The sequence below is a fragment of the Vibrio clamense genome (assembly GCF_050337905.1).
Classification (GTDB): Bacteria; Pseudomonadota; Gammaproteobacteria; order Enterobacterales; family Vibrionaceae; genus Vibrio; species Vibrio cortegadensis.
Genome location: NZ_JAKJTJ010000035.1, coordinates 24,750 through 49,455, shown reverse-complemented (window position 1 = coordinate 49,455; position 24,706 = coordinate 24,750). Strand labels below are relative to the sequence as shown.

General features: G+C 42.0%; 22 protein-coding genes. 9 read left to right on the top strand and 13 right to left on the bottom strand.

From position 1 onward, the window contains the following. Positions 1-34 precede the first annotated feature (34 nt). The 8 genes from L4C39_RS18520 to L4C39_RS18485 form a co-directional block, all read right to left on the bottom strand. A complete protein-coding gene (locus tag L4C39_RS18520; RefSeq protein ID WP_261889306.1) occupies positions 35-886 on the bottom strand; it encodes an IS3 family transposase in 852 nt (283 codons plus the stop codon). Beyond that, positions 883-1,191 carry a transposase gene (locus L4C39_RS18515; protein ID WP_261889305.1) on the bottom strand — a complete coding sequence of 103 codons (309 nt, stop codon included), beginning with the start codon at positions 1,189-1,191 and terminating at the stop codon, positions 883-885. The genes L4C39_RS18520 and L4C39_RS18515 overlap by 4 nt, the downstream gene beginning before the upstream one ends. 190 nt (positions 1,192-1,381) lie before the next feature. Beyond that, positions 1,382-1,903 carry a GNAT family N-acetyltransferase gene (locus L4C39_RS18510; RefSeq protein WP_429747388.1) on the bottom strand — a complete coding sequence of 174 codons (522 nt, stop codon included), beginning with the start codon at positions 1,901-1,903 and terminating at the stop codon, positions 1,382-1,384. A gap of 166 nt (positions 1,904-2,069) precedes the next feature. Continuing rightward, positions 2,070-2,564, bottom strand: a complete 495-nt coding sequence (locus tag L4C39_RS18505; protein WP_429747386.1) for a hypothetical protein — start codon at positions 2,562-2,564, stop codon at positions 2,070-2,072. Positions 2,565-2,751: 187 nt separating this feature from the next. After that, entirely contained in the window at positions 2,752-3,039 is a 288-nt protein-coding gene (locus tag L4C39_RS18500) for a hypothetical protein (RefSeq protein ID WP_429747384.1), read from the bottom strand. 3,114 nt (positions 3,040-6,153) lie between these two features. Continuing rightward, on the bottom strand, positions 6,154-6,651 hold the full coding sequence (locus L4C39_RS18495) for a hypothetical protein (protein ID WP_429747382.1): 498 nt from the start codon (positions 6,649-6,651) through the stop codon (positions 6,154-6,156). Positions 6,652-6,805: 154 nt separating this feature from the next. Continuing rightward, complete coding sequence (locus L4C39_RS18490; protein ID WP_429747381.1) at positions 6,806-7,246, bottom strand: hypothetical protein; 441 nt, start codon at positions 7,244-7,246, stop codon at positions 6,806-6,808. A gap of 703 nt (positions 7,247-7,949) precedes the next feature. Next, positions 7,950-8,372, bottom strand: coding sequence for a hypothetical protein (locus tag L4C39_RS18485; RefSeq protein WP_429747380.1), 423 nt, complete (start codon positions 8,370-8,372; stop codon positions 7,950-7,952). 273 nt (positions 8,373-8,645) lie between these two features. Between L4C39_RS18485 and L4C39_RS18480 the strand changes: the two genes are divergently transcribed. The 3 genes from L4C39_RS18480 (at position 8,646) to L4C39_RS18470 (ending at position 10,410) form a co-directional block, all read left to right on the top strand. Next, the gene (locus L4C39_RS18480) at positions 8,646-8,930 is read left to right on the top strand and encodes a damage-inducible protein J (RefSeq protein WP_429747378.1); all 285 of its coding nucleotides are present in this window, start codon (positions 8,646-8,648) and stop codon (positions 8,928-8,930) included. Further along, positions 8,927-9,205, top strand: a complete 279-nt coding sequence (locus L4C39_RS18475; protein ID WP_429747376.1) for a type II toxin-antitoxin system RelE/ParE family toxin — start codon at positions 8,927-8,929, stop codon at positions 9,203-9,205. The genes L4C39_RS18480 and L4C39_RS18475 overlap by 4 nt, the downstream gene beginning before the upstream one ends. A 242-nt stretch (positions 9,206-9,447) precedes the next feature. Further along, entirely contained in the window at positions 9,448-10,410 is a 963-nt protein-coding gene (locus L4C39_RS18470; protein WP_429747374.1) for an integron integrase, read from the top strand. Positions 10,411-10,477: 67 nt separating this feature from the next. Here L4C39_RS18470 and rplT read toward each other — a convergent pair whose 3' ends face one another. The 5 genes from rplT to L4C39_RS18445 all read right to left on the bottom strand — a co-directional run bounded on the left by rplT (position 10,478) and on the right by L4C39_RS18445 (position 16,667). After that, positions 10,478-10,831: a 50S ribosomal protein L20 gene (gene rplT, locus L4C39_RS18465; RefSeq protein WP_017052550.1), complete on the bottom strand. Its 354-nt coding sequence runs from the start codon at positions 10,829-10,831 to the stop codon at positions 10,478-10,480. Positions 10,832-10,870: 39 nt separating this feature from the next. Beyond that, positions 10,871-11,065: a 50S ribosomal protein L35 gene (gene rpmI / locus L4C39_RS18460; protein ID WP_017052549.1), complete on the bottom strand. Its 195-nt coding sequence runs from the start codon at positions 11,063-11,065 to the stop codon at positions 10,871-10,873. Between the two features lie 105 nt (positions 11,066-11,170). Further along, entirely contained in the window at positions 11,171-11,722 is a 552-nt protein-coding gene (infC, locus tag L4C39_RS18455) for a translation initiation factor IF-3 (RefSeq protein WP_084654942.1), read from the bottom strand. Between the two features lie 2 nt (positions 11,723-11,724). Next, complete coding sequence (gene thrS / locus L4C39_RS18450) at positions 11,725-13,653, bottom strand: threonine--tRNA ligase (RefSeq protein WP_017052547.1); 1,929 nt, start codon at positions 13,651-13,653, stop codon at positions 11,725-11,727. Between the two features lie 461 nt (positions 13,654-14,114). Further along, positions 14,115-16,667 (bottom strand): FG-GAP repeat domain-containing protein, encoded by a 2,553-nt coding sequence (locus L4C39_RS18445; protein ID WP_429747371.1) that lies wholly within the window; start codon positions 16,665-16,667, stop codon positions 14,115-14,117. A gap of 269 nt (positions 16,668-16,936) precedes the next feature. Here L4C39_RS18445 and L4C39_RS18440 point away from each other — a divergent pair, with 269 nt between their 5' ends. The 6 genes from L4C39_RS18440 (at position 16,937) to hutH (ending at position 24,528) form a co-directional block, all read left to right on the top strand. Further along, a complete protein-coding gene (locus tag L4C39_RS18440) occupies positions 16,937-17,890 on the top strand; it encodes a DUF3187 family protein (protein WP_429747369.1) in 954 nt (317 codons plus the stop codon). A 166-nt stretch (positions 17,891-18,056) separates the two neighbouring features. Beyond that, the gene (hutC, locus tag L4C39_RS18435; RefSeq protein ID WP_429747367.1) at positions 18,057-18,770 is read left to right on the top strand and encodes a histidine utilization transcriptional repressor HutC; all 714 of its coding nucleotides are present in this window, start codon (positions 18,057-18,059) and stop codon (positions 18,768-18,770) included. A 115-nt stretch (positions 18,771-18,885) separates the two neighbouring features. Continuing rightward, positions 18,886-20,145 carry an imidazolonepropionase gene (gene hutI / locus L4C39_RS18430; protein ID WP_429747365.1) on the top strand — a complete coding sequence of 420 codons (1,260 nt, stop codon included), beginning with the start codon at positions 18,886-18,888 and terminating at the stop codon, positions 20,143-20,145. Beyond that, a complete protein-coding gene (gene hutG / locus L4C39_RS18425) occupies positions 20,138-21,178 on the top strand; it encodes a formimidoylglutamase (RefSeq protein ID WP_429747363.1) in 1,041 nt (346 codons plus the stop codon). Before hutI ends, hutG begins: the two co-directional genes overlap by 8 nt. 108 nt (positions 21,179-21,286) lie before the next feature. Beyond that, complete coding sequence (hutU, locus tag L4C39_RS18420) at positions 21,287-22,981, top strand: urocanate hydratase (protein WP_113795330.1); 1,695 nt, start codon at positions 21,287-21,289, stop codon at positions 22,979-22,981. A 14-nt stretch (positions 22,982-22,995) separates the two neighbouring features. Continuing rightward, on the top strand, positions 22,996-24,528 hold the full coding sequence (hutH, locus tag L4C39_RS18415; RefSeq protein ID WP_171757271.1) for a histidine ammonia-lyase: 1,533 nt from the start codon (positions 22,996-22,998) through the stop codon (positions 24,526-24,528). Positions 24,529-24,706: the final 178 nt, after the last annotated feature.

Sequence of the window (24,706 nt, the reverse complement as noted above, 5' to 3'; positions counted from 1 at the left end):
TTGGTGTACCCCACAAAAAGTAGACAGTACATAACTACATACTTTCGTACTCAACGGGACTGACATGCCCCAACGCTGAGTGTCTTCTCTTTCGATTGTAGAACACTTCGATATATTCGAAGATCCCCATTCGGGCTTCTTCGATTGTTTGATAATCTTCTGCGTAAATCAATTCGACTTTCAGTCGACTGAAGAACGACTCCATTACCGCATTGTCCCAACAGTTACCCTGACGGCTCATGCTTGGTACTCCTCCATGCTTTCGCATGAAGTCCTGATACTTATAAGCTCTGTATTGTACACCGCGGTCTGAGTGGACTAAGACGCCTTTCGGCGGCTTGCGTGACTTAAACGCCATTTTCAAAGCGTTGGTGATGAGCAGCTCTGTCATGTTGGTATCTAATGACCAGCCCACAATGCGTCTCGAGTGAAGGTCTAACACTGTCGCGAGGTAGAGCCAACGGCTCTTTACCCAGATATAGGTGATGTCGGTGACCCACTTCTGATTGGGACTCTCGGCTTCAAAGTCTCTACGCAATAAATTATCGGCGACATTCGTCATCGCCGCGACATCTTTACTGTATTTAAACCCTTTTCCATTGCGAGCCTTAATACCCTTTTTCGCCATAATATCAGCAATATAGTTCACACTGCAGGCATAGCCTGCTTTGTTTAACTCTTCAGCTAAGCGAACTGAACCATACCTAGCCCGATACTCGGCAAAGGTACACATAACTAGCTGTTCAAAGCGGCTTCGACGCTTTGCTCGCTCGCTAAGCGAGCGACCTAACCATTTGTAGTAACCACTCGGGGACACACCTAATGCACAACACATAAGAACAACGGCATACTCACCCACATAACTTTCGATGAACTCGTACTTCACTCTTGCTGCTTCGCGAAGTACGCCGAGACCTTCTTTAGGAATTCCATCTCATCTTTAAGTCGCTTGTTCTCGCGCTTAAGCGCTCGCAGTTCTTCGGATTCTTTCTTGGAGTAATCAACACCGTCTAGGGTGTTAAACTGTTTATCAGACAAGCGGTTAAATTGACGCTTCCAGTTAGCAATCTGTTGGGCGCTGACGCCCAATTCTTTCGCAACGGATGCGGCTGTGCGACTTGGAAGCTCGGACAGACGAACTGCTTCTTTGCGGAATTCTTCGGTGTACGCTGGATTACGATGTTTAGCCATAAATCACCTCTCAATTAGACCCTAGATCTAACTTAGTAAAGTGTCTACTAAACGTGGGGTACTCGGTGTTATAACGCCCAATTAAGGTGCGACAACGCTATAACACCCAAACTAAACCATTGCACCGTAAACACTAAATTCAAATCGGAGTAAAATCGGCAAGCGTTAGGAGTCACTCTTAAATTGTTTGTTAGTTGCGTTCTAACCACTCCGTGCGCAACACACCATACTTGACTGAATCATAATACTCACCATTGTAATAACGAACTTTTCGCAGCCTAGCTTCTTGCTGAAAACCCAACTTCAAAGCTAATGACATCATTCGAGGATTACCCGACCAAGTAGTAAAACCAACCCTTTCAATTTCCTTACTTTCGAACAGATACGACACCCACAACGGGATCGCTAACGCAGCAATGCCTTTACCCCAATACTCTTTATCGTAAATAATAACACCAGCTTCAAGCCAACGAGTTTCTTCACATTCCCAGTAACAACTAACCATTCCAACTGGAATATCATCGACTGTAATCAATTGTGAGTCTAAACCCGATAAAAGACGCTGAAATGAAGAGTGTTTAAACTGTTCTAAGGATGGGTATGAATATGGAAAATATGGACCATTAAACTTAGTCCATTCGTCATTTGAGATAACCAAGGCATGGATAAACTCCAGCTCATGTTCTCTTGCAGGTCTAATATTTACTTCCATTTCTTACGCGAAACTCCTTGATTCTTTGTAGCAAACTAACGCCGCGTTAAGTAGTGAGCAACGCTACCACCTAACCTAAATCATTGCACCGTAAACACCAAAACTCGACTTGAACTGAGAATGCCGAGCGTTGCGAATCTGCCTTAAACGCTTTGTTATACGTTTTTTACCACTTAGGTACCATGCTCAATGCACTATGTATTTGGTCTCTAGCAATATCACCGAATAAGTGAGTTTTTGCCATAAGCATATTAACAGCAGCACCGTTTGAAGCAGTTTGATTACGAATACGTTCTTTAGCTGCAAATGCAGATTTTTGACGTTTATAGACATCTTCCCACCAATCTCTACCATGCCTCTTAAGTAAGCTAGCTTTGATAGACTTGAAACGTTGTCTACTATCGCTACCCTCACCAGAAGCCAACACACTTGCCCATATCATGCGCTTTTGCAGATCATTTGGAAGCCAGTTTTGCTTTTGAAGATCTGAGATAACTTCGGGATGAAGATAGAGAGTATTCTCTGACACTTTTCTGGCAATCCACAGCGATTGAGCACGCTCGAACGCAGATTTCTTCTCTTGGGAACTGTAACCTTGGCAATGTTGCTTCCAAGTTTCCAGCTCATCAATTGAAGCTAATTTCTGAACTAGTTCTTCCAATGTCAAATCCTCCGGAAACGTATAACGCCGCATTAAGGGGTGAACAACGCATCCACCCAACCTAAAGCAATGTACCTTAAACACTAAATTTGAAGTAAAAGCAAAAATGCCAAGCGTTGAGAATCCCTCTTAAATGCTTTGTTATATTTGTAGTTCACGACAAGCAGAGGTTTAACCTACAGTGCCATTAACAAAACCCTGCTAGATCTTCCTCGTCAAGATAGTAGTCTGGCGTTTCGTCATTTGGATCATATTCTGATGCAACACTTTCAGCTGCACTATGAATATTATCCATGTTTTCTAAATAATTGTTTATCGCGGACTCTCTATCATCAATGGTTTCAAAATAGTCATTCAACGTACTAGCCAACACACGAAAAACGTATAGGTTTCCATCTAGTTCACCGACGAATTCAATCGAACGAGGATTGATCCTGTATTCGTAATCTTCAAACTCAAATGTCCACTCATTCATATTCGTACTCCTTGCTCGAATCAAAACGAAGATGTATGTAGTACCATAAAATAGAAAATTAAGTATGAGTTGTTGATCACGAACAGATAAATAAGTGTAGGATTTCAAAACAAATATAACGCCCAATTAAGGTGCGACAACGCTATAACACCCAAACTAAACCACTGCACCGTAAACACAAAATTCAAATCAGAGTGAAATCGACAAGCGTTAGGAGTCACTCTTAAATTGTTTGTTATATTGCCCGCACGACAGAGCCAAGTTTAGCGCCAAGGTGCTGAATTGGCTACAAATCTACTGGCTTTGAACTCAGATGTAAAATGGATAGTTCGAAACTAAACCATAAACAACAAAACGCACTTGGCTAAGAAACGAAATGAGCTGAAATTTGAGAAATTTGATTAGCCTGAGTGACAAAGAATTCGAACGAGAAACCTGACGACAAAGTGCGCTGAAGTCACAACTCCCAATGAAGCCCYCACGAAAGAGAAGCTGCGAAAAATGAACTTGAGCCAGCAAAACTTACTAACGAGGAGACTTGCGTGACGTTGCAGCTAATTAGCCGACAAACATTCTACGTGCGATGGTCATTTTGATGGCATTTTTCACGAAAAGAGCAGGTGTGTAGCTCGGACGCAGAACAAAGATAAACGAATAATTTAACCCTTTGAATCTTATGCAATATAACGCCGCATTAAGGGGTGAACAACGCCTCCACCCAACCTAAAGCATTGTACCGTAAACACTAAATTTGAAGTAGATGCAAAAATGGCAAGCGTTGAGAATCCCTCTTAAATGCTTTGTTATATTGCCCGCACGACAGATCCAAGTTTAGCGCCAAGGTGCTGAATTGACTACAAATCTACTGGCTTTAAACTCAGATGTAAACGGATAGTTCAAAATTCAACCATAGACAATAAAACGCACTTGGCTAAGAAGCGAAATGAGCTGAAATTAGAGCCATTCGATTAGCCAGAATGACAAAGAATTCGAACGAGAAACCTGACAACAAAGTGAGCTGAAGCCACAACTTTCAATGAAGCCCCCACGAAAAAGAAGCCGCGCAAAATGAACTTGAGCCAGCGAAACTTACTAACGAGGAGACTTGCGTGACGTTGCAGCTAATTAGCCGACAAACTTTCTACGTGCGATGGGCATTTTGATGGCATTTTTCACGAAATGAACAGGTGTGTAGCTCGAACGCAGAACAAAGATAAACGGATAATTTAACCCTTTGAATCTTATGCAATATAACGCCGCATTAAGTGGTGAACAACGCGACCACTAACCTTAAACCTTGCCACATTCAGCACTAAAGCTGACCTGGACTGAAATTGCCAAGCGTTGAGAATCCGTCTTAAATGCTTTGTTATGTTTTAGCACAATTCGTTGATTTACTTGGCAAAGAACTGAAGTGTAGACCTAGTTTTCTGAACCAAATCACAAGCTCAGGCTCACTTGAGCGGCAGATGCGCCAAACCAAAAACAAGTAAGCCCACTTCCCTGCTAATGAGGCAACTCGATCAAGCCTCAACAAGCGCCCTTTCTTAGCAACAACAGCGCAGAACAATGGCAATTTGCCGACTCAACTGCCAAGGTTATTGGCTGATTGAGAAATACGCCCGAAGCGACTTTGAGCCAGAGAAACAGAACGACCAAACCACCCGAAAACTCGAATGAAGCAACCCGCGAACCTTAGCATGTTTTACGGGTTAAGGTATTTAAGAACTGATCGACAATGGTGATTTGCTGAGTCTACTCTCAACGAATAGCCAAAGGGGCAAAGAACGACTCAAAGGCATTTAAGCCATTGAAATTACATTAAAACATAACGCCCAATTAAGGTGCGACAACGCTATAACACCCAAGCTAAACCATTGCACCGTAAACACAAAATTCAAATCGAAGTAAACTCGCCACGCGTTGGGAGTCACTCTTAAATTGATTGTTATGCTGCTGAGTTGCGAATGCTTAAAGTGATATGCTACTATCTAATCAATTAGTTAACTAGGAAATATACTTGATACAGAATTAAGCTCAGTATTACTGAAATAAGAGCAATGGCTCATTTTGGCGGTTTATTACTAGTTACTAGAGAACCTGCCACTGATACGTCCCTTTGGGATTAGTCAGTGGCAGGTTTTTTTTTGGATTTTGTTCAAGGACAGAGAAGAGATTATGAGTTTAAGTAAATTTGTACATTTTTGTTCTATCGTATGTGCTTGCCTAGCTACGTTTAGATTGGTAGATCTACATAATTACGACATCCAACTAATTCCCTTAGACAAAATAATACTCCACGCACAAGCTGGACTAACACTACCAATGATTGTTGTTTTACTATGGGCAAGTTTTGAGCCTACAGTCATAAACAAAATCAGTGGTCTAAACCTACATTTTTTAATTGCAGCCATAGCCCTTGCATACGTTTCAGTTTCATCTTTATGTGCAGCATAACGCCCAATTAAGGTGCGATAACGCTATAACACCCAAGCTAAACCATTGCACCGTAAACATAAAATTCAAACCGAAGTAAAATCAACAAGCGTTAGGAGTCACTCTTAAATTGTTTGTTATATTGCCTGCACGATAGAGCTAAGTTTAGCGCCAAGGTGCTGAATTGGTTACAAATCTACTGGCTTTGAACTCAGAAGTAAAACGGATAGTTCGAAACTCAATCATAGACAACAAAACGTACTTGGCTAAGAAGCGAAATGAGCTGAAATTGAAGTCATTCGAAGAGCCAAAATGACAAAGAATTCAAACGAGAAACCTGACGACAAAGTGCGCTGAAGCCACAATTCTCAATGATGGCTCCACCAAAAAGAAACCGCACAAAATGAACTTGAGCCAGCAAAACTTACTAACGAGGAGACTTGCGTGACGTTGCAGCTAATTAGCCGCAAAACGTTCTACGTGCGATGGTCATTTTGATGGCAACTTTCACGAGACGAACAGGTGTGTAGCTCGAACGCAGAACAAAGATAAACGGATAATTTAACCCTTTGAATCTTATGCAATATAACGCCGCGTTAAGGTGTGAGTAACGCAATACCGGAACTTCTGCATTGCACCTTAAACACTATACTTAACGCAATGTGAAAATACCACGCGTTACGAATCACTCTTAAACGCTTTGTTATATGCGTCTTTTTTGGACAGTCGCAAGTGTCGATAATCAAATCTCTCAACGACAGCTAAACTTAACAAAGCACCACCAATACATGATCCTAGTATTGTTACGATGCCAACGAGTGTATCAGTAAGCGAACTTGCATAAGAACTTATCTTAACCTGAGCTTGATTATACTGGAGCTCACTAAGCTTCATAAAGTATTCATGTCGCTCTTTCTCTTTGTTGTTTTCAGGCTTACTTGTCAAAAAATGGAGCATTGCTTTATAATGCTCATGAGATAAATTCACTTGCATTTCTGCTTTATAGTATGACATTTGAGTAGCAGCTAAAGCAGTTATTACACAGATAGCAAAACCGCACGCGACTTTTGAACGAATCGGCTTTTTGATATCCACGATCCAGTATCTCGCACAAATGAATGTAACAAAACTCCAAGCTAGGAATGCTAAACCTGTGTATAAAAAATATTCTTCCATTTATCACCTTTGCCTGCTTTATACCTCAAAGCATATAACGCCGCGTTAAGTGGTGAGCAACGCAGACCACTACACCTAAAGTATTGTGCCGTAAACACTAAATTCAAAGCAAACTAAAAATGCCGAGCGTTGGGAATCCGTCTTAAACGCTTTGTTATAACGCAGCATAATCCGTGACAATTTTGAGCCTCTTAGAAATATTTTCCATTGATTCTAATATTTGTTGATGCTTAATTTTTCGGTCGGTATCACCTTCAATACATACCGTCAAAGCACCCACTCTATTCAGGGACTTCGCAGCCGAAGTCAGAGATTCTGAACTTGGCAAACCAAAGAAAAAACGAACTACAGGGTAAAAAGGGACTGCACTTTTCTTAGCTAACAACAAGGATGAAAAGCGGAAAATCTCTTCACGTATTTCTTCGTTAGCCCTAGCGCCAATGATATCTGGTTGTTCTCTTAGAAATAATCCAGATATTTCACCAAAAGTCGATTTAAGACTAATTATCGGCTCGATAAAGAGTTTTAATACAATTTGACCAATAACGAACACACTTACGCCAGATAAAACAGTAACAAATACTTGATTGTCCATTTAACCTCTCTTCGCTGAACTCAACTGCGTTATAACGCCCAATTAAGGTGCGACAACGCTATAACACCCAAGCTAAACCACTGCACCGTAAACACCAAATTCAAATCGGAGTGAAACCGCCAAGCGTTGAGAGTCACTCTTAAATTGTTTGTTATATTTTACAGCAATCGATTGATTTCATTGATAAAGAATTGCAATTCTAACTTGGTTTTCTAGCCTAACTCACACGCTGAGATTAAAAGTGTCGCCAGAAAACAGCAAGTCAATTCGATGAAAGGACAATTCAGATATTCACCGTCGAACCCAGACAAACAAGAAAACTGAAACCTTCCAATTTATCAGCGAATTTAAAACTCAAAAGGCAAATATCATTGAAGCGGCTTTGAACCAATTACACTTCCATTCTACGCTGCTCAAATCCAAAATGAAGCACCCACGAACCTTGGCATGTTTTACGGCTGAAGAGATCTAGAACCTTAAGACCTCGACATTTGACTGCTGAAAATAGGTAAAACTGACAGCCTGAGAAACCGACAAATCACCTACTTCATATTGATTTTAAGACGCTGATTTCAAATAAAATATAACGCCCAATTAAGGTGCGATAACGCTATAGAACCCAGACTAAACCATTGCGCCGTAAACACAAATTTCAAATCGGAGTAAAATCGGCAAGCGTTAGGAGTCACTCTTAAATTGTTTGTTATGTGTTTGTTCTGTTAAGTATGATTGCACCACTAAAATCGACCGGTCGTTTACCTGAGGGAAGCATGTTTATTCGAATACTATCTTTTGATACAAACTCTACAATACCGTAAATTTTTTTAATTTTGCCATTATTATTTCTGATAACTAGAACAAATTCTGATGGTGTTGCAGATGGATCATAATGGTATTTGATCGTCCCTCTATTCCTAACAACAGCATCCTTAATTGAGATTCCATCGTTGATCACATCGGCACTACCGTCAGAATTAAAAATAAAAGAACCTTCGATTCCTTTCTCATCAACACCAGTCCAAACGCCAACGATTGGAGTGTTATGTGACAAAGTCTCTTCAGTAGATACACACCCTGATAAAAACATAAAGAACGTTATGAGCATGATATGCTGTAATACTTTCACTAAATATCCTTTTTCTAATTTGATACTGATTCTACAAGCAGTGTTTATTCCATATGTCGATTACTTAAATTTGCAGATTACACCCGGTCACATAACGCCGCATTAAGTGGTGAACAACGCGACCACCCAACCTTAAACCTTGCCACATTTAGCACTGAAGCCGACCTAAGCTGAAATTGCCAAGCGTTGAGAATCCGTCTTAAATGCTTTGTTAGTTGCCCTTACCTAACGCTAGTGCTAACATTTGTACACACATATATTTAGGAGCGACTCATGGACACTAGAATTCAATTTCGTGTTGATGACGAAATTAAACGCTTAGCTCAGCAAATGGCTGAGAGCCAAGGACGCACACTTAGCGATGCTTGCCGTGAGCTAACCGAGCAAATGGCTGAGCAACAACGAAAAGCATTATCTCACGACACTTGGTTAACTGAACAAGTAAACCTAGCATTTGAGAAGTTTGACTCAGGAAAAGCTTCATTTGTTGACCATGACTCAGCAAAAGCACGAATGGCTGAACGAAAAGCTAAGATTCGTAGCCGAGGTCAACAATGATTTTATGGGAAGAAGAATCGCTGAATGATCGTGAGAAGATCTTTGAGTTTCTTTATGACTTTAACCCTGACGCAGCTGAAAAAACTGACGAAATCATTGAAACTAAAGTAGAAAATTTACTTGAGCAACCATTGATGGGTGTTCAACGTGATGGTATTCGAGGACGATTACTAATTATCCCGGAAATCTCAATGATCGTTTCCTACTGGGTCGATGGCTCAGCAATTCGTGTAATGCGAGTTCTACACCAGAAGCAAAAATTCCCTACCGACTGATTGTTGTCGGTGGGCAAACTAACGCTATCTAGACAGCTTCTAGCAACCTTTCTTCCACGCTACCGCCTTCTTTCCTGTAGATAGCTTTACCGTATGCTAACACAAACATTCATGCAAAACAGTTAGATAGAGTACGATACTATGTGCTTATGCTCTCAATTAGACAACTAAAAGCCTCCTAGTCTCTATCAATTACCTTTGGCTTAAATCACTGTATAAAAAAACAGACCAAAGAGCGGTAAATGAAAACACAATTCATGCTACATATAAAAGAATACATGCATACACGACACTACTCCGTTAGAACCATTGAGTCCTATGTGCATTGGATAACCAAGTTTATTGTTTTCCACAATATGGAACACCCATCAAAACTTAATGACAAAGATATCGAACGGTTTCTTACCGATCTGGCCATTAATCAGAAAGTTGCAGCAAAAACACAGGCATTGGCACTTAATTCACTTCACTTCTTATACCGTGATATTTTCAAGACCCCTATCACGCTAGATCTCAACTTTAAGCGGTCTATCATTGATAGAAAATTGCCTGTTGTTATGACAACTAGCGAAACCAAAGCTTTTTTCAATCATATTGATCCTAAATATAAACTGCATGCACAGCTATTATATGGGTCTGGGTTACGTCTCATGGAGTGTGTCCGGCTGCGAGTTCAGGACATTGATTACGATTATGGGCTGATACGGATTTGGCAAGGCAAAGGTGGGAAAAACCGGGCTGTCACCCTCGCGAGAGAACTTTACCCTATCTTAAAAGAGCAACAATCAATTGCTAAACGATATTACGATAAAGACATCAATACACCTGGTTACGGTGGTGTGTGGATGAAAAACGCGCTCTCTGAGAAATACCCTCATGCCGATTTAGATTTCAACTGGCATTACCTATTCCCCTCGAGCAAAACAAGTATTGATCCTGAATCGAATCTATCACGTCGACAACATATCAGCGAGACGGCTTTACAGAGGGCCGTAAAGCGAGCAGCGAAAGATGCAGGGATAAATAAAAATGTCACTTGTCATACATTACGGCACTCATTCGCAACTCACCTGCTAGAGTCAGGAGCCGATATCAGAACCGTTCAAGAGCAGCTAGGACACAGCGATGTAAAAACAACTCAAATCTACACGCATGTATTAGAACGTGGGGCTAATGGCGTACTCAGCCCTCTTTCTCGATTATAAATCTCAAGTAACAGACGAAAAAAAAGAGAGCTTTCGCTCTCTTTTTAAAACATAAACAACGGCCTAATTAAAGAGCTGCTTTTGCTTTTTCAACTAGTACTGCAAATGCAGCTTTGTCAAATACCGCGATATCCGCAAGGATTTTACGGTCAATCTCGATTGATGCTTTCTTAAGGCCATTGATAAGACGGCTGTAAGATAGACCATTTTGACGAGATGCAGCATTGATACGAGCAATCCATAGCTGACGGAACTGACGCTTTTTGTTGCGACGGTCACGGTAAGCATATTGACCAGCTTTAGTCACTGCTTGGAAAGCTACGCGGTAAACACGTGAACGTGCTCCGTAGTAACCTTTTGCTTGTTTCAGAACTTTCTTATGACGTGCACGAGCTTGTACACCACGTTTTACGCGAGGCATTATGTCTCTCCTAAACTAAAATAAATAAACTAAAAAGAATTAAGCGTATGGCATCATACGTAGTACACCTGCAACTTCACACTTAGGTAAGATTGCATTTGGACGTAACTGACGCTTGTTCTTAGTAGTACGTTTAGTCAGGATGTGGCGTTTTGTAGCGTGCTTAAACTTGAAGCCACCAGCAGTTTTCTTGAAACGCTTAGCAGCACCTTTGTTGGTTTTCATCTTAGGCATGATGAAGACTCCGCATTGTTAGTTGTTAATAAACATAGTAATTAGGGCGAATAAAACGTCACCGCTGTAAACAGCAGTGACGCTATATTACTTGTAGGCCTTTAATTACTTCTTCTTCGGCGCCAATACCATAATCATCTGGCGACCTTCTATTCTCGTTGGGAAAGATTCGACTACTGCAAATTCTTCAGTATCCGCTTTCAAACGATTAAGAACGTCAACACCGATGCTTTGGTGGGCCATTTCGCGACCACGGAAGCGAATTGTTACCTTCACTTTGTTGCCGTCTTCTAGGAAACCAGTCAGGTTGCGTAGTTTTACCTGATAGTCTCCAATATCAGTCCCAGGACGGAATTTTATTTCCTTAATCTGGACCTGTTTTTGCTTCTTCTTCTGCTCTTTCGCAGCTTTGCTCTTCTCGAAGAGGAACTTACCGTAGTCCATCACTCGACAAACCGGCGGCTCGGCGTTAGGGCTGATCTCTACAAGATCCATACCAGCTTCATTAGCAGCTTCAAGCGCTTCAGCAATTGAAACTACACCAACGGGTTCTCCGTCTGCGCCAGTTAGACGAACTTCACGTACGCCACGAATGTCACCATTTAAACGGTGCTGGTTTTGATTGGCCGGTTGTTGGCCACGTCTTCCGCCTTTAATAGCTATTCCTCCAGATTGAGCTTACGGCTTGAAACTTCGGCTTGGATGTATGAAATAAAGTCATCCACTTTAAACTTGCCTAAGTCCTTGCCCTTACGGGTACGTACTGCAATTTCGCCGGCTTCCATTTCTTGGTCACCACAAACGAGCATATACGGTACACGTTTCAAAGTATGTTCGCGGATTTTAAAGCCTATCTTCTCATTTCTCAAGTCCGCTTTTACTCTAAATCCACTTTTTTGCAGTTTTTTTGTAATTTCTTGCACATAATCTGCTTGTTTGTCAGTTATGCCCATGACAATTGCTTGTTCTGGCGCCAACCACGTAGGGAAGAAGCCAGCGTACTCTTCAATAAGAATACCAATAAAACGCTCAAGTGAACCTAAAATTGCTCGGTGAATCATAACAGGCGTATGACGCTCGTTATCTTCACCTACGTATGTAGCACCTAAACGTTCAGGAAGTGCAAAATCGAGTTGCACTGTACCACATTGCCACGCACGATCCAGACAATCATGCAAAGTAAATTCAATTTTCGGCCCGTAGAACGCACCCTCGCCTTCTTGGATCTCGTAAGCGATATCCATAGATTCTAAGGCAAGTTTTAAATCTGCTTCTGCTTTGTCCCACATTTCGTCAGAACCGACACGCTGTTCAGGGCGTGTAGATAGCTTAACGACAATGTTTTCAAAACCAAATGTGGTGTATGTATCGTAAACCATCTCAATACATGATTTCACTTCATCTTGCACTTGAGCTTCTGTACAGAACACGTGAGCATCATCTTGAGTAAAGCCACGAACACGCATGATGCCGTGTAGAGCACCTGATGGTTCGTTACGGTGACATGAACCGAATTCAGCCATACGCAGTGGTAGGTCGCGGTACGATTTCAAACCTTGATTAAAGATTTGCACGTGACCTGGACAGTTCATTGGTTTAATCGCATATTCACGGTTCTCAGAACTTGTTGTGAACATCGCTTCAGCGTACTTGTCCCAGTGACCAGAACGTTCCCAAAGAACACGATCCATCATTAATGGACCTTTTACTTCTTGGTAATCATATTCAGTCAGTTTTTGACGAATAAATACTTCTAGATCACGGAAGATAGACCAACCGTTGTGGTGCCAGAAGACCATACCCGGTGCTTCTTGCTGCATATGGAATAGATCCAAGTGCTTACCAATTTTACGGTGGTCACGTTTTGCCGCTTCTTCTAAACGCGTTAAGTGTGCTTTTAGTGCTTTTTTGTCATGGAAAGCAGTGCCGTAGATACGTTGAAGCATCTTGTTGTCACTGTTACCACGCCAGTATGCACCCGCAACGTTTAATAACGTGAAGTGTTGGCAGAAACCCATATGCGGAACGTGTGGACCACGACACATATCGATATATTCTTCGTGATGGTACAAGCCTGGACGATCGTCTTTAGAAACGTTCTCATCCAAGATTTCAATTTTGTACGTTTCACCGCGAGCTTCAAATGCATCGCGAGCTTCCTGCCAGCTTACCGTCTTTTTAACAACTTGATATTTAGTCTTCGCTAGCTCTTTCATGCGTTTTTCAATTGCATCAAGATCTTCTTGGGTTAGCGAATGCTCAAGATCGATATCGTAGTAGAAGCCGTTGTCGATGGTTGGACCAATCGCCATTTTTGCTTCAGGGAAAAGCTGTTTAACCGCATGACCAAGCAAGTGAGCGCATGAGTGACGAACGATTTCTAAACCGTCTTCTTCATCTTTTGCAGTGATGATCTCAAGGCTTGCATCATTTTCGATTAGATCACAGGCATCAACACGTTGACCATCAACACGACCAGCAATGGTTGCTTTCGCAAGACCAGGACCAATTGAAGCGGCTACATCTAGAGTTGAAACTGGAGCATCGAACGGACGTTGACTACCGTCAGGAAGAGTTATTACAGGCATATATTATCCTTTACAGTGGTGTCGCACACTAAGCGACACATGCTAAGTTTTTACACTTCAAAAACAAAGAGTTAAATTAAAGTGTTAGTGGGTTTAATTGATTTGGTACAAATTTGGGTACAAGTACGGATGCGCCCTCCTAAATACTAAGGGCATTGTAGCGAATTGAAATGAAATGACAATGCTACAAGGTAAATTGATATAAATGGATAATAAGAAAGGTCAATCTGTTTATGAAACAAAAATATGTAAGTCATTTAATTTATATCGCTGATATATCAAGAGTATACATTTTTATTACATGATTTACTATATATACATTATGTCTTACTACTTTCAAAAATAGTTGTTTAAATTGAACTCTCATACAATGACCATAGTTGCCCACTGCATGAGAGACTAGTTACACTTTTCGATTAGAACAATAAACTAGGGCTTAAAAATGCCCTACAGTTTTAAATTCAATCTTTCGCCACATTAAAATACACTCTAGATGAGTTTTGCATTAGCGTCGTAGCTAAATAGACATCAACTCTATCGTTACCATTCAAATCTGCAGGATATAACTGAGGATAAATATTGTCCTTTAAACCCTGCATTACATGCTCTTGAGCGGCAACATTTCCTTTTCCATCAAAATAATAAATAAGATAAACATTATTTTCAGCATTAAAAGCTAGAATATCAAGATTACCATCACCATTCATATCTGCGATGTTTAATGTTTCACCATCAGAGCCATCAGGAAACTTTGGTAGTTCAAAATCAGTAAAAGTACCATTTCCATCGTTCCAAAATATTTTACTTACGCCACCTAGGTTCTGGTTATACCAATCCCTCGCACCAATGACTATATCCTTAAATCCATCCCGATTTAGATCTGCAATAGCCGTGCTTTGCGCATTTACGCCTTTGAAGCGAACATCAGAAAGCTTAAACGACCCATCTCCATTTCCTAGGTACAACTTACTATCTGGAATTGTATCCGAATCATAATTGGTATAGCACGAAGCAACTAAGTCATACTTTCCATTGTTATTAATGTCTGCAAAATCTATATCCAACATTCCACGATAATCGCAAATCTTTGAGATTGAAAAATCAGGTGTATCTTTGAATTTTGAAGAACCATCATTGATGTATATCTTTACATACTCTACAGAATAGAGTCTATATTGAACGGCTAAATCTAAATCACCATCACCATTTGCATCGACTAGCCTTACATGATTTATATTTCGATCGAAGTTTATTTCATGAAACTTTGTAAAATTACCCTTACCGTCATTTTTATATACCGCAAGAGGCCTCTTATTTACGCCGCCGATAACTAAATCTAAATAACCATCACCAGTTAGGTCACCAGCAGCTACTGTTGAACTATCATTTTGAGAATTCACTGGATCTAAAATTTCGCTATGATGAGAGAAGTTACCCTGTCCGTCATTTATCCAAAGTACGTCACCGTTAACTCCGACGCTGGTACCCGAGTTAGGTTCAAAGATATCTAAAAAGCCATTATTGTTGAAATCTGCAATGATACGATTTGATCTGGAGCTCTTTGTTTCAATTCTTTGGCCCGAATCAACAAGATCGACACCACTTATCTGTATTGGCTCCAGTGTGACTACTTTATTAAGTACTTGAAGTGGTTTTAGAGAAAAAACCGACTCATGCAGCTTCAAGTTTGTTTTTACCTTTAACTCATAGTCCCCAGCTACTTGGTGGGTTTTCAATGACCCACTTGAGTAAGTATCTCCAGTTAAGCCAATCAACTTCCCATTTAAATACACTTCAGCGCCAGCAACTGGTGCACCACTTTCTTCTATAACATTGAGCATAAAAGAACTCAGTAAGCGGCCACTGATAACACTGTTTCTTTTAAGTTCAAGCTTACAGCCTAGTACTTGATGGCTTTCGACGTTTATCACCGCGGTACAACTTGCATAAGGAATATCGCTAGAGCTAGGAACTTTTGTATCTGTATTATAGAAAGCCAGGTATGCAGTTAAAATGTCCTCACCATAAGTCTCAAAGTTACTTGAAGCTTTATAAATACCATTACTATCAATAACCTCTAATGTTTGCTCCTGTACAAGATGATCTCCAGCATTCATTCTAACCAATAAAGACACATGCTCTTCACCACTTGCTTCATCAACAATAATTTTTGGAATATTAATAATAAATTCACCGTTATCCACTAGACGATCAAGTGAGAAGTTAACATCTGCTTGTAACGGGACAATGTCTATACTTACATCTTCACTTTCTCCCAAATTGATTGTTGTATTACCGTCATTGGTCCCCACGATGATTCTGCCTTCGTAAAAATTAAGGCCTACCTGATGAGATCCTGCCTCAACATTCACAGTAACTTCCGTAATCCCGATATTTTTATTAATGTCAAAAATGAATTCATCGCCCTGGTTAAGTGACATACCAAATTTCGGCTCATTGAAGTTGATGAGATCTGATGACGGATATTCGAATTTCATCGTTGACAGAAAGCCTACATTGTCAATATCAGTAATCGTGTCACCTATATTTGGTAGTAGTGTCAAACCAATATTTATATCACTGCCTGCCTCTATTTCCTGGGCAAGAGATTGAGCAATATATTGATTACCAGCGCGCTCTAGGATCAGAACAAAATCATATACTCCTGGTGTTAAAGAAATTACTCCATGTGATTCTACAGTTCCATCAGATCGCAAAGTCACTGACCAATCTAAATTTTGGACAACACCACTGTTTACATTGGTAGCCTTCAGCTCTCCAATAAAACGTTGGTCCTGTTTACTCGTAGGTATAGGATCATTCAGATTAAATAGTGCATGTTTCTCAGAATTTATTTTTTGAGAAAAGATGGAAGCAAATTTTGGAGATAATGAAGTTTCTACAGTACTACTGCCTGAATTATTTGTGGATGATGACTCTCCGCCGCCACAAGCTGTTAATAATAAAGCTAAGCCAAGAATGCCTAGCACCCTTTTGTATTTTATTGTTTTCATTTGATTTTCTAAATAGATTGGTTTGGGCCGCAGATACTACAAAATGAGAACCAGTTTTACATCACCTAGATGCATATTTTCATAGAATGTCACACCAAAATGATTCACAACAACTTATACTCCTATTCAGCATCTCATTTGTTAGTGAATAAACGCTTAATTTCTTTGGCAGAACAAATACCCTCGTACTTCATATTTATTAGCTAAACTTAAGTGAATGAACGTCGCATGCAGGGGACAAGTTGATAAGAGCAAGCATTCACTCTTTTATGGTTCTTACTTTTTTACTTCTAACATCATCAAGTTTTGCGTTAGAAGCGCACAACTATGGTCCTTTGAATGCCTATGCTCAGTCTCCATTACAATCCAATAGCCTTACCCCTCAACTACGTTCTGGCTACTCTCTAATAGAGAACGATGTCGAGCTTTACGCCAATTTCACAGCCGCGAGTATCTGGGCGCATACCGATGAATATTCGATTGATTATTATCAAAACCAGGTCAATGTAGGCGGAAAATGGCAATTAGATGAACGCTGGCAAATAGATCTCGGATACAGACTCAATTATGCAGGAGATAACCATTTAGATGGATTAACGAAAAGCTTCCACCAGCTGTTTGGCATTGATCAAAACGGCCGTGATGAGGCAAGTAACCATCAATTCTCAATTTCAATCCCACAATATGATATAGACATTGAGGACTTCCAAAGCGATACACTTTCCAGTGCCACCACTTTATATCTCCAATATCAGTGGCTAAATGAACAGAATCACGGGTTGTCATTAGGAGGTTCGATATATTATAACCACGTCAATAGCGGAACATTTAAAGGCAGTGACTTTGAGCAAGCCGTGCAGATTAACTACAGCTATCGAAACCTCTCTCACCAACTATTTAGCACGGTTGGATTGGCTATTCATGACACTGAACGGATATTCACACAGCTAACACACAAGAAAGTGACATTGTCACTCATTTTGGGTTATCAATATCAGATTGCACCTAATCACGAGCTACATCTTGAATACCGTTGGTACGAAGGTGCCATTGATACGCCTAAAAGTTTTTCTGAAGCATCAAATGAGTTTGTGCTTGGTTACCGCTATACCATGCCTCAATCGGCTCTAGAGATTTCTCTAACCGAAAATTTATTTAATATGGATAACAGCACTGACATCGCTTTTACGATTGGGTACCGTTATCACTTATCTTTACACTAAAGATTCTTTGATGAGTTTGCCATAAATTACGCTCCTTAGATTAATGTTCTCTTCACTAAACCCTGCCTACTGTCCACTCCCAAAATTCATTGCTCAATCAAAGCTATTGAAATTTTACACAGATGGCTTACTCTATTTGTATAGTCAATTAAAAGTAAGTATGACCATGTCCAACTCTCCGCTCTACGTTCAGATCCGCCAGTTCATCGCCGATAATATCGATTCAGGCTTGTGGCCGGTTGGGCATAAGATCACTACAGAGTTGGATCTAACCACTCAGTTTAACGTTAGTCGGATGACGGTAAACAAAGCCATTCGAGATCTCGTTGCAGAAGGAAAACTAATACGAAAACCTCGATTAGGCACTTTTGTTTGTCAGCAAGATGAGAAGGCAGAGTCACCACTGCTTGATATTAGAAACATCGCAGAAGAAGTCTCAACCAGAGGGAAGCAGTATCACAATCAAGTCGTAAAACAGATTGCGATCAAAGCCGATGAAGCCGTCGCGATCAAATTAGGCATCAGAATTGGATCTGATGTTTTTTATAGTGAAATCATTCATTTTGAGGACAATAGTCCAATTCAACTCGAAGTCCGCTGGGTGAATGCTATCTATGCACCGGATTATTTAAATCAAAACTTCTCCAAAGTGACACCCAATCAATACCTCTCCAACAACTGTCCATTAAGCGCTATTGAACATAGCGTAGAAGCCATCGTTCCAGAGCCTAATATTAAAGCCTCATTAGCTCTTTCTGATAATGAACCCTGTCTTCTGCTTAATCGCCGCACATGGAGTGGTGATAAACTCGTGAGTTCAGCTTTACTCTACCACCCAGGAAGCAAATACAAACTTACCTCTAAGATTGAGTTGAACTAAAGCATATTACTCTACCTTCCGATCACATTTTAGTAACATTAGACTTGTCGAACGCTAATTTTTGCTCTATTTATTTGTATATACATTTAAATTTACGTCGAAGTTGAGTTCTCATATGAATTTAGTTCTTACCAACGCTTGTTTAGTCACAATGCAAACTGGTGAATATGACTATCAAGTCACAGAGCCAAAAACCGTGGTAGTTAAACAGGGCAAGATCCATTCAATTAACTCAAGTGTCGACATTCAACCAATCGAGTCTAGTGATTATCAACAAATCGATTGCCAAGGGAAGTTAGTGACTCCGGGGCTTATTGATGCTCATACTCACCTTGTCTATGCAGGTAATCGTGCCAACGAGTTTGAAATGCGCCTTAAAGGTATTCCCTACCAAGAAATTGCCAAACAAGGCGGTGGAATACTATCGACGGTTAAAGCCACAAGGAACGCAACCGAAGAACAACTCATTGAACTTGCCCTACCCCGTTTAGATGGTCTTATCCGCTCAGGCGTGACTTCAGTAGAGATCAAATCTGGCTACGGGCTAAATTTACACGATGAACTGAAAATGCTTCGCGCGGCGAAAATGCTAGAAAAGCACCGCAATATTAAAGTATCAACTACCTTGTTGGCGGCTCACGCACTTCCTCCTGAATTTACCAACCGTCCAGACGATTACATTTCATACGTCTGTTCTGAGATCATTCCACTGGCCGCCCAAGAACAACTCGCAGACAGTGTCGATGTCTTTTGTGAAAGCATCGGTTTCAATTTGAATCAGACGCAAAAAGTCTTCCAAACGGCATTAGAACATGGCCTCAAAATAAAAGGTCATACCGAGCAACTCAGTAACCTTGGGGGCAGTGCTCTTGCCGCGGAATACGGCGCCCTCTCGGTTGATCACATTGAATACTTGGACAGTGATGGCGTTAAAGCACTGGCCCAATCGAATACCGTCGCGACCTTGTTACCTGGCGCATTCTACTTCCTAAGAGAAACTCAGCAACCTCCTGTTCATCTACTCCGAAAGCATCATATTCCAATGGCAATCGCTACGGATCTCAACCCCGGCACATCACCGTTTGCAGATATAACACTCATGATGAACATGGCCTGCACTCTATTCGGACTTACGCCAGAAGAGGCATTAAGAGGCGTTACGAGCCATGCCGCGCAAGCTATTGGCAAACAGGATTCCCGAGGACAAATAAATGAGGGCTTCGATGCTGATTTCGCGATTTGGAATATAGAGCATCCTGCCGATTTGAGCTATCAAGTGGGGACTCCCCGCTTAGCTCATCATATTGTGAATGGGAAAGTAAGCAGCGGCTTCACCAATCAATTATGCAATCACGGAGAGATAACCCATGTCTAGTTCAACACACACCTCTCACAACTTTAAATGGCATGGGCGAGATGACAAAGAAGATGGAGCGTTAGGGACTCGTGTTCATCACATTACTCAAACCGTAAGTTCTCAGGACTCCCAAGTTACCGATCAGCTTAAATCACACAAACACGTCGCGCTTGTCGGGTTCGAATGTGATGCTGGAGTAAAACGCAACAAAGGTAGAATTGGAGCGCATCAAGCCCCAGATCTCATTCGTCAGGCATTAGCGAATATGGCATGGCACCAAGATTCAACTATTCATGATTTTGGTAATATTTCATGTGATGGAGACCAACTCGAATCCAGTCAAACTCAATGTGCTGATGTCATTGCTCAAGCCCTTCAACACAGCCCAGTAATTACATTAGGTGGTGGGCATGAAGTCGCGTGGGCTTCATTCCTAGGTTTGGCCAAGCATATCAACGCGCAATCTAAAACCGCAAGCGTTCCACCTAGAATCGGCATTATCAACTTTGATGCCCATTTTGACTTGCGCAGCTTTGAAAGCGACCTACCTGACATAAAGCCGAGCTCAGGCACACCATTCAATCAGATCCAACATTTTTGCTCTGAAAACAACTGGCCTTTTCACTACGCCTGTTTAGGGGTGAGTCGAGCGAGCAACACACCTGCACTCTTCAAGCGTGCTGACGACCTAAATGTGTGGTACGTCGAAGACACTGAGCTTTCACACTTTAATCATGTGTATCAATTGACCCAGTTACAACATTTTATTGATGCGTGTGATTTTATCTACCTCACCATCGACCTTGATGTGTTCCCAGCGGCAACCGCTCCGGGTGTGAGTGCGCCAGCCGCCCGTGGTGTCAGCTACGATAGCATCGCCCCTTTTCTTGAACGCATTTTAGATTGTAAAGACAAACTGATCATTGCTGACATCGCAGAGTACAACCCGAACTTTGACATCGATGGGCAAACGGCTCGATTGGCGGCTCGACTGTGCTGGGATATCGCCAATGCCATGTCCGATGAGTCGTATCAAAAGCCCACTATTTAGCGGCAAAATTACGATCACTAGATAAAAATTGTAAAACAACACCTACATCAATGAGAGGTTCAAAAGAGACCTCCATAACGTGAAACTGACCTTTAAAGGAGCATTACCATGACGGAACAACACTCGTCTGATCCACGTCTCGACACTTCACGCACCATACGTGCACCACACGGCACAACGTTACGCGCCAAATCATGGTTAACAGAAGCACCACTTCGCATGTTAATGAATAATTTAGACCCAGACGTTGCCGAGCATCCACACGCGCTGGTTGTCTACGGCGGTATCGGTCGAGCGGCACGAAACTGGGAATGCTATGACAAAATTGTTGAAGTTCTTGAGCGTCTTGAAGATGACCAAACACTGTTAGTTCAATCTGGTAAGCCTGTCGGTGTCTACCCGACTCACAAGAATGCACCGCGCGTATTAATCGCCAACTCCAATATTGTTCCACACTGGGCCAATTGGGAGCACTTCAATGAGCTAGATAAAAAAGGCTTGATGATGTACGGGCAAATGACAGCAGGAAGTTGGATCTACATTGGCTCGCAAGGCATTGTTCAAGGGACATACGAAACTTTTGTCGCCATTGCTAAGAAACACTTCCAAGGTGAAGCCAAAGGAAAATGGGTATTAACTGGAGGTCTTGGCGGTATGGGCGGAGCACAACCTCTTGCGGCGACTATGGCTGGCTTCTCTATGATCGCAGTCGAATGTGATGAATCACGAATTGATTACCGCCTCCGTACGGGTTATGTCGACAAAAAAGCCACCAGCTTAGATGAAGCAATGGCGATGATAAAAGAGTCTGACACACCGATTTCAGTTGGGCTTCTTGGTAACGCAGCAGATGTTTTCCCAGAACTTGTTGAACGTAATATCACTCCTGACGTAGTAACCGACCAAACTTCGGCTCACGACCCTCTGAATGGCTATCTCCCACAAGGCTGGTCAATGGAGAAAGCAGCACAAGAACGTTTGGAAGATGAAGCGAAGGTAGTAAAAGCCGCTAAACAGTCCATGGCGATCCAAGTGCAAGCCATGCTCGATCTACAAGATCGCGGCGCAGCAACTGTCGATTACGGCAATAACATTCGTCAAATGGCGCTAGAAGAAGGGGTAGAAAACGCTTTCGATTTCCCTGGATTTGTTCCCGCTTATATTCGACCTCTATTCTGTGAAGGTATTGGGCCATTTCGTTGGGCTGCTCTGTCTGGCGATCCTGAAGATATCTACAAAACAGACCAAAAAGTGAAAGAGCTTATTCCAGATAACCCGCAACTGCATAACTGGCTAGATATGGCGCGTGAACGTATTCAGTTCCAAGGTCTCCCTGCTCGTATTTGTTGGGTTGGATTAAAAGATCGTGAACGTTTAGGTCAAGCATTCAATGAGATGGTCAAAAATGGCGAGCTTAAAGCGCCAGTCGTCATCGGTCGAGATCACTTAGACTCAGGATCGGTCGCGAGTCCGAACCGTGAAACCGAAGGCATGATGGACGGATCCGATGCTGTTTCAGATTGGCCGCTGCTTAATGCCCTACTCAATACAGCAGGCGGTGCAACTTGGGTTTCTCTGCATCACGGTGGTGGTGTCGGCATGGGATTCTCACAACACTCTGGAATGGTGATTTGCTGTGACGGTAGCGATGACGCTTCTGAACGTATCGCTCGTGTATTGCATAACGATCCAGCGACAGGCGTGATGCGCCACGCAGATGCGGGTTATGACATTGCCAAACAGTGCGCCAAAGATCAAAAACTCGACCTACCTATGTTAAACGCTGAACTTAGCCGTCTGTAATGGAAGATATGACCATGATTAATTTACACCTTAACCCAGGCCATTTGAGCTTATCCGAACTTCGCAGCGTCAGCCGTGCTCCTATTAATCTGTCACTTAATCCTGACGCCATTCCTGACATCGAGGCTAGCACCCGCGTTGTTGAGCAAGTGATTGCCGAAGACAGAACCGTTTATGGTATCAATACTGGTTTTGGCCTATTAGCGAACACTCGAATTGCGCCAGAAGATTTAGAAACATTACAGCGCAGTATTGTCCTTTCGCATGCCGCTGGTATTGGCAAATTCATGTCAGATGAGACCGTTCGTTTAATGATGGTGCTCAAGATCAACAGCTTGTCGCGTGGCTACTCTGGCATTCGATTGAAAGTAATCAACGCACTGATTGAATTGGTTAATTCTCAAGTGTATCCATGCGTACCGCAAAAAGGTTCTGTGGGTGCATCAGGCGATTTAGCCCCATTGGCTCACATGAGTACCGTGTTACTTGGGGAAGGCCAAGCTCGCCATAATGGTAAAATCATGTCTGGGCTTGAAGCGCTTAAAATTGCGGGGCTAGAACCGATCACGCTTGCGCCAAAAGAGGGGCTGGCGCTACTTAACGGAACTCAAGCTTCAACCGCTTTTGCTCTAGAAGGATTGTTTGAAGCCGAAGATCTCTTCGCCTCAGCAACCGTATGTGGTGCCATGTCTGTAGAAGCGGCATTGGGAAGCCGTCGTCCGTTTGATCCGCGTATTCATCGCGTTCGTGGACATCGTGGGCAGATGGATGCTGCCACCGCTTATCGCCACCTTCTAGATAGCAGCAGCGAGATTGGCGAATCACATACCGCGTGCGAAAAAGTGCAAGACCCGTATTCATTGCGCTGCCAACCACAAGTGATGGGAGCCTGCTTACAACAGATCCGAAATTCAGCCGATATTTTGCAAGTTGAAGCGAACTCAGTGTCAGACAACCCACTAGTGTTTGCTGAAGATGGCGACATTATTTCGGGCGGTAACTTCCATGCTGAACCTGTAGCAATGGCGGCGGATAACCTTGCACTTGCGATTGCCGAGATGGGAAGTTTATCAGAGCGACGCATGGCCCTACTGATTGATAGTGCCTTAAGTAAATTACCACCGTTTCTTGTAGACAATGGCGGCGTAAACTCAGGATTTATGATCGCTCAAGTGACGGCTGCCGCTCTGGCAAGTGAAAACAAGAGTTTGGCTCATCCTGCCTCTGTAGATAGCCTACCGACGTCTGCAAACCAAGAAGATCATGTTTCTATGGCGACTTATGCCGCGCGTCGCCTTCGCTACATGGCCGAAAATACACGTGGGATCCTAGCGGTTGAGTATCTATCCTCTGCACAGGGTCTTGATTTCCGAGCGCCAACGAAATCATCAGTTCGCATTGAAGAAGCCAAATCCATCTTACGTGAAAAAGTCGCCTTCTATGATAAAGACCGCTATTTTGCTCCAGACATTGAAAAAGCGAACGCATTATTAAAGTCAGCCGTTCACAACCACCTAATGCCTGATAGCGTTCTATGCAGTTACTAATTTAACTCGGTGTCATTTCCATCTCTGGCACCGCTAAATTAATTAGCTTGATAAATTATTAACTTAGAAAGTGAACCTCATCTAGACCATCGATTATCGGTGGTCTTTTTTATTAACAAAAACCCGCGAACTGAGTCAATTTATTCATATCAGCAACTGGATAGACCATTAAATGAAG

What these genes read in the sequence shown, in the direction of transcription:
- L4C39_RS18515 (WP_261889305.1), bottom strand. Translation starts at nt 1,191, where the DNA reads ATGGCTAAACATCGTAATCCAGCGTACACCGAAGAATTCCGCAAAGAA.
- L4C39_RS18510 (WP_429747388.1), bottom strand. Translation starts at nt 1,903, where the DNA reads ATGGAAGTAAATATTAGACCTGCAAGAGAACATGAGCTGGAGTTTATC.
- L4C39_RS18500 (WP_429747384.1), bottom strand. Translation starts at nt 3,039, where the DNA reads ATGAATGAGTGGACATTTGAGTTTGAAGATTACGAATACAGGATCAAT.
- L4C39_RS18495 (WP_429747382.1), bottom strand. Translation starts at nt 6,651, where the DNA reads ATGGAAGAATATTTTTTATACACAGGTTTAGCATTCCTAGCTTGGAGT.
- L4C39_RS18490 (WP_429747381.1), bottom strand. Translation starts at nt 7,246, where the DNA reads ATGGACAATCAAGTATTTGTTACTGTTTTATCTGGCGTAAGTGTGTTC.
- L4C39_RS18480 (WP_429747378.1), top strand. Translation starts at nt 8,646, where the DNA reads ATGGACACTAGAATTCAATTTCGTGTTGATGACGAAATTAAACGCTTA.
- L4C39_RS18475 (WP_429747376.1), top strand. Translation starts at nt 8,927, where the DNA reads ATGATTTTATGGGAAGAAGAATCGCTGAATGATCGTGAGAAGATCTTT.
- L4C39_RS18470 (WP_429747374.1), top strand. Translation starts at nt 9,448, where the DNA reads ATGAAAACACAATTCATGCTACATATAAAAGAATACATGCATACACGA.
- rplT (WP_017052550.1), bottom strand. Translation starts at nt 10,831, where the DNA reads ATGCCTCGCGTAAAACGTGGTGTACAAGCTCGTGCACGTCATAAGAAA.
- rpmI (WP_017052549.1), bottom strand. Translation starts at nt 11,065, where the DNA reads ATGCCTAAGATGAAAACCAACAAAGGTGCTGCTAAGCGTTTCAAGAAA.
- thrS (WP_017052547.1), bottom strand. Translation starts at nt 13,653, where the DNA reads ATGCCTGTAATAACTCTTCCTGACGGTAGTCAACGTCCGTTCGATGCT.
- L4C39_RS18445 (WP_429747371.1), bottom strand. Translation starts at nt 16,667, where the DNA reads ATGAAAACAATAAAATACAAAAGGGTGCTAGGCATTCTTGGCTTAGCT.
- L4C39_RS18440 (WP_429747369.1), top strand. Translation starts at nt 16,937, where the DNA reads ATGGTTCTTACTTTTTTACTTCTAACATCATCAAGTTTTGCGTTAGAA.
- hutC (WP_429747367.1), top strand. Translation starts at nt 18,057, where the DNA reads ATGTCCAACTCTCCGCTCTACGTTCAGATCCGCCAGTTCATCGCCGAT.
- hutI (WP_429747365.1), top strand. Translation starts at nt 18,886, where the DNA reads ATGAATTTAGTTCTTACCAACGCTTGTTTAGTCACAATGCAAACTGGT.
- hutG (WP_429747363.1), top strand. Translation starts at nt 20,138, where the DNA reads ATGTCTAGTTCAACACACACCTCTCACAACTTTAAATGGCATGGGCGA.
- hutU (WP_113795330.1), top strand. Translation starts at nt 21,287, where the DNA reads ATGACGGAACAACACTCGTCTGATCCACGTCTCGACACTTCACGCACC.
- hutH (WP_171757271.1), top strand. Translation starts at nt 22,996, where the DNA reads ATGATTAATTTACACCTTAACCCAGGCCATTTGAGCTTATCCGAACTT.